The sequence below is a fragment of the Streptomyces synnematoformans genome, from assembly GCF_039531005.1.
In the GTDB taxonomy this organism is placed as follows: domain Bacteria; phylum Actinomycetota; class Actinomycetes; order Streptomycetales; family Streptomycetaceae; genus Streptomyces; species Streptomyces synnematoformans.
Genome location: NZ_BAAAPF010000402.1, coordinates 1 through 5,296, shown reverse-complemented (window position 1 = coordinate 5,296; position 5,296 = coordinate 1). Strand labels below are relative to the sequence as shown.

Annotated in this window: 4 protein-coding genes; 1 reads left to right on the top strand and 3 read right to left on the bottom strand. The window is 72.6% G+C overall.

The features are described 5' to 3' along the window. The coding region (locus ABD317_RS33030) for a helix-turn-helix domain-containing protein (protein ID WP_425582500.1) at positions 1 to 1,147 on the bottom strand (1,147 nt) is incomplete at its 3' end. Positions 1,148 to 2,026: 879 nt separating this feature from the next. On the opposite strand from ABD317_RS33030, the gene ABD317_RS33025 reads away from it, so the two are divergent. Next, positions 2,027 to 2,548: a universal stress protein gene (locus ABD317_RS33025; RefSeq protein WP_027754254.1), complete on the top strand. Its 522-nt coding sequence runs from the start codon at positions 2,027 to 2,029 to the stop codon at positions 2,546 to 2,548. Positions 2,549 to 2,826: 278 nt separating this feature from the next. On the opposite strand, the gene glmS is transcribed toward ABD317_RS33025, so the two are convergent. Together glmS and ABD317_RS33015 are read right to left on the bottom strand one after the other, a co-directional pair. Beyond that, complete coding sequence (gene glmS / locus ABD317_RS33020; protein ID WP_027754255.1) at positions 2,827 to 4,641, bottom strand: glutamine--fructose-6-phosphate transaminase (isomerizing); 1,815 nt, start codon at positions 4,639 to 4,641, stop codon at positions 2,827 to 2,829. A 45-nt stretch (positions 4,642 to 4,686) separates the two neighbouring features. Then, a complete protein-coding gene (locus ABD317_RS33015; RefSeq protein ID WP_027754256.1) occupies positions 4,687 to 4,944 on the bottom strand; it encodes a hypothetical protein in 258 nt (85 codons plus the stop codon). Positions 4,945 to 5,296 lie beyond the last annotated feature (352 nt).

Sequence of the window (5,296 nt, the reverse complement as noted above, 5' to 3'; positions counted from 1 at the left end):
CGCCCGCGCCGCCCCCGCCGGGCAGCTGCGGGCGCCGCGGCGCGAGCCCGGCAGGCGGCTCCGCCGGCGGTACGGCCTGGGGGTTGCGGGCGCGGTACGCGGCCCGGTACGCGGCCGGGGAGGAGCCGAGCTGGCGGCGGAAGTGCCCGCGCAGCGCGACCGGCGAGCGGAAGCCGCACCGTCCTGCCACCTCGTCCACGGAGAAGTCCGACGTCTCCAGCAGCCGCTGCGCCTGAAGCACCCGCTGGGTGATCAGCCACTGCAGCGGGGCGCTGCCGGTGAGCGTGCGGAACCGCCGGTCGAACGTGCGTCGGCTCATGTACGCGCGGGCCGCCAGAGTCTCCACGTCGAACTGCTCGTGCAGGTTCTCCAGCGCCCAGGCGACGACCTCCGCCAGCGGGTCTCCGCCGATCTCCTCGGGTAAAGACCTGTCGAGGTAGCGCTCCTGGCCGGTGCCGCGCCGCGCGGGCACCACCAGTCTCCGGGAGAGCGCGGTGGCGGCCTCGGCGCCGTGGTCCTGGCGCACCAGGTGCAGGCAGAGGTCGATGCCCGCGGCCGTGCTCGCCGAGGTGAGGATGTCGCCGTCGTCGACGAACAGCTCGCGCGGGTCCATGTGGACCGACGGGTAGCGCTTGGCGAGCGTCGGCGCGTACATCCAGTGCGTGGTGGCGGGGCGGCCGTCGAGCAGCCCGGCCGCGGCGAGCGCGAACGCCCCGGTGCACAGCCCCACGACGCGGGCGCCGTCCTCGTGCGCGCGGCGCAGCGCGTCGAGCGCGGCGGCGGGCGGCGGCTGGGTGATCGAGCGCCAGGCGGGCACGACGACGGTGCCGGCCCGGGCCAGCGCTTCGAGCCCGTACGGGGCGGACAGCTCCAGGCCGCCGGTGGTCCGCAGCGGGCCGTCCTCACCGGCGCAGACCAGCAGCCGGTACCGGGGGGTGCCGGCGTCCTGGCGGTCCACTCCGAAGACGGAGAGGGGGATGGAGTTCTCGAAGACCGGGCCGCCGCTGAACAGCAGCACGGCGACCACTTCACGGCGCCTCCGGGGCGGTCGGGGCAACTCGCCGCGCACCGCGGCCGTCGCCACCTCGGGTGGGCGTGGCCCGCCGGACCGGATCGTTGCGCCCGCTCCGGTGGAGTCCTGGCTCATGACGCTAAGCCCCCTCGCTTCTCTCTCCCTCTGCGTCCTGCACCTGCACCCCCGAGACGATCTCGGTCTCTCGGCCAAGATCAAATCTACTGCGTCCGGTACGGCGGACCGGACAGCTTCAGCCCCGCATCTATATCGACAGGTAAAGCGTGCCTTGTGTGACAGACGGGGCAGGTTCGGCCCTACCTCGGTGTCGACAGGGAAACTTGGCGTGAAGCATTCGATCGCGAACGGTGTCATCGCTTCACGCGGCAGGGAAGGTCACCCCCCTCGGGTTCTCCGACGTGCACGGCTCGTGCGCCCCGACTGCGCCCCCAGCCCCCCGAGCCCGGAACGTTCCAGCCTTGAGTCTCGCAACTCCGGTGTGCAGAAGGGAAGTTGGCCGAAAAGATCAGGTTACCGACGGTTGCCCGCCCGGCTGTCGGCGTACGACCGCACGGGGTCGCGAAACCGCCGGTGGGGGCCTCGGCCCGGCCGTGTCCTGCGGCGCGGCTCCGGCGCGGGCGCCGCGGTCGCGTTCGCGGCGGCGATGATCCGTCCCGGGGGCGCGGCGAGAGCGCACGGAAGCGTGGGGGGCGGCACGGCGAACGGGCACCGAATCCGTGTGCGCCGGTACCGTGCGCCCTCCGCCAACCGTGCCGGGGCGGGCCGCCGAGCCGCCGCCCGGCCGCCGCCGGCCCCGGTCGGGCATTGCGCGGGACGCCACGCTGGGGCATGCTCCTGTGAACCGTTCGCCGGGGTCACCTGGCATACTGCCCCCCGACCCTGGGCAAGCGAGGTAGTGTCGCCGTACCCTTGTTGTACGGGATTGGGAAGATGATTCCCGGACACAGCATCCGAGTCCCTCCAGTCACGAGGATTCCCTTCGCCGAGACACCGATGGCCGGTCACGAAATCCCCGAACCCGCGGACCGCAAGCCGGTCGCCGATCCGCTGGCGAACCTGGAAGCGGCGGCCGAGTCGCGCCAGGGTTGCGATCCGGCGTTCAAGCACGGCGTCGTCTGCGGCTTCGACGGCTCCACCTCCAGCGAACGCGCCCTCGCCTACGCCGTGGGCATGGCCCGCCGGCTGGGCTGCGGACTGATCATCGTGCACGTGGCCAACCGGCTGCCCACCACCGTCTGGGCCGGCTGCGAGCCGCCCGTCTTCGTCGACGTGCCGGACCACCGCACCGAGGTACTCGGGCTGGAACTCGCCTGCGCCGACTACCTCTCCGACGTGCCGTGGATCCTGGTCGAGCGCGGCGGCGACATCTGCCACGAACTGGAGGAGGTCGGCCGGGAGTACGAGGCCGACGCCATCGTGGTCGGCTCCACGCAGGGCATCGTGGGCCGCATCTTCGGCTCCGTCGCCGGGCGCCTCGCCCGCCGGGCCCAACGGCCGGTCGTCGTCGTGCCGTAGCCGCCCCCGGCGCGCGTTTGCACCGGTAGCGCCGGGGGCGTGCGCGGTCGCGCACAACCGCAGAAATCTACTCGCGGGTAGATGTGGGTTGTGAATTTGTGAGGGGCATATAGGGGACACGACGACGCGCTGCCAGCCGGGAGGTGACGGTCCCCGGTGCGGCAGCGGCACCGCCGGCGTATTGGGCGACGCCGGCACAGGGGAGGCGGCCCTCTGCGCGACGTGGTGGCACGCGCAGAGGGCCGCTCTTTCGCCTCCCGCCGGGGGCGGGTCCCGGGTTATTCGACCGTGACCGACTTTGCCAGGTTGCGGGGCTTGTCGATGTCGCGGCCCAGCTCCAGGGCCGTGTGGTAGGCCAGGAGTTGGAGCGGGATGCCCATGAGGATGGGGTCCAGCTCCGGTTCGCTGCGGGGTACCACGATCGTGTGATCCGCCTTGTCCTGCCGGCGGTGGGCGACCGCGAGGATGCGGCCCTCGCGGGCCTTGATCTCCTCCAGCGCCGCGCGGTTCTTCTCCAGCAGCTCGTCGTCCGGCACGATCGCCACCGTCGGCACCTCCGGCTCGATCAGCGCCAGCGGGCCGTGCTTCAGCTCGGAGGCAGGGTAGGCCTCGGCGTGGATGTAGCTGACCTCCTTCAGCTTCAGCGCCGCCTCCCTGGCCACCGGGTAGCCGCGGACCCGGCCGATGAACATCATCGACCTGGCGTGCGCGTACTCCTTCGCCAGCGTCCGGATCGCGTCCTCGCCGCGCAGCATCTCCGCGATCTGGTCCGGCAGCCGGCGCAGCCCCTCGATGACGCGGCGGCCGTCGGCGACCGACAGGTCGCGGATGCGGCCGAGGTGGAGGGCGAGGAGGCCGAAGGCGACGACGGTGTTGGTGAAGCACTTGGTGGAGACCACGCAGACCTCCGGGCCGGCGTGCACGTAGATGCCGCCGTCGGTCTCCCGGGCGATGGCCGAGCCGACGACGTTGACGACGCCGAGGACCCGCGCGCCCTTGCGCTTCAGCTCCTGCACGGCGGCCAGCACGTCGTACGTCTCGCCGGACTGGGAGACGGCGACGTAGAGGGTGTCGGGGTCGACGACCGGGTTGCGGTAGCGGAACTCGCTGGCCGGCTCGGCGTCCGCGGGCACCCGCGCCAGCTCCTCGATCAGCTGCGCGCCGATCATGCCCGCGTGGTACGACGTGCCGCAGCCCAGGATCTTCACCCGGCGCACCGCGCGCGCCTCGCGCGCGTCCAGGTTGAGGCCGCCGAGGTGGACGGTGGAGAACCGGTCCTCGATGCGTCCGCGCAGCACCCGGTCGACGGCGTCGGCCTGCTCGCAGATCTCCTTGTGCATGTACGTGTCGTGGCCGGCCAGGTCGTACGACTCGGGCGACCACTCCACCGTCTCCGGCGCGGGCGAGGTGCGCGAGCCCTCGGTGGTGTACGTGCGGTAGTCGTCGGCCTTGACGGTGGCCATCTCGCCGTCGTCGAGGGTGACGACCTGGCGGGTGTGCGAGACGAGGGCGGCGACGTCGGAGGCGACGAACATCTCGCGCTCGCCGATGCCGAGGACGACCGGCGAGCCGTTGCGGGCGACGACGATGCGGTCGGGGAAGTCGGCGTGCAGCACGGCGATGCCGTACGTGCCCTCCACCAGCTGCAGCGTCTCGCGGACGGCCGCCTCCAGGGTGGTGGCGGCGGAGCGGCCGACGAGGTGGGCCAGGACCTCGGTGTCGGTCTCGGAGGCCAGCTCTACGCCGTCGGCGGCCAGCTTGGCGCGCAGATCGGCGGCGTTGTCGATGATGCCGTTGTGGACGACGGCGACCTTGCCGGCCTCGTCGAGGTGCGGGTGGGCGTTGGCGTCGCTGGGGACGCCGTGGGTGGCCCAGCGGGTGTGCGCGATGCCCGTGGCGCCGGCGAAGCGCTTGGGCAGCCGGGCCTGGAGGTCCCGTACCCGGCCCTTGGCCTTGACGGTCTTCAGCGCGCCGGAGCGGGCGGCGATGGCCACACCGGCGGAGTCGTAGCCCCGGTACTCCAGTCGCTGGAGCCCTTCGAGCAGCAGGGGCGCCGCGTCGCGCTTGCCGATGTAACCGACGATTCCGCACATATCGTTCGCTTCCTGTCGGGGGAGGGAGGAGGGTGGGTGGAGCGGCTAGCCGTATACGATGCGGCGCAGCTGACGCCGGGTCAGCTCGGGTGGCGCGACCGCGCGGTGCGCCAGCTCCCGGGCGATCCGGTCGAAGATCTCGTCGTTCACCAGGCCGCCCGCCCGCAGCTCGCGGTGGCGCCGGCGGACGAACGCGGGCGTCGTCTCGTCGAAGTAGGCGAGGACGTCCTGGACGACCCGCGCGGCTTCGCCGCGGCTGAGCGGCGCGCTGCGTATGAGGTGGTCGATAAGGTCCTCGTGCACCCGTTGATAGTGCTTGATGATCTTCCCTTGTGCAAGAAATCTGCCCGGAATCGGGCAGGGATCACTCCTTTTCCGCCACAGACCCCCCGGCGGGCACCGCGGCGGATTGGTCTACACCCCTTGACCGGGAGGGGAGCCGGCGGTACGGCTGGAATGTCCATGCCACCGGCCGGAAGGGACCACCGTGCGACGTCACCGCCCGCGGACTCCCCCGCACCGCTCCCCGCGCTCCCTCGCGCGTCTCGGCGGCGCCCTCCTGCTCACCCTCGCCGCGGGCGTCGGAGCCGGCGGCTCGGCGCCCCCCGGCGCGGCGCAGCCGGCCGCCGCGGAGCCGGCCGCGCTGGACTCCGTC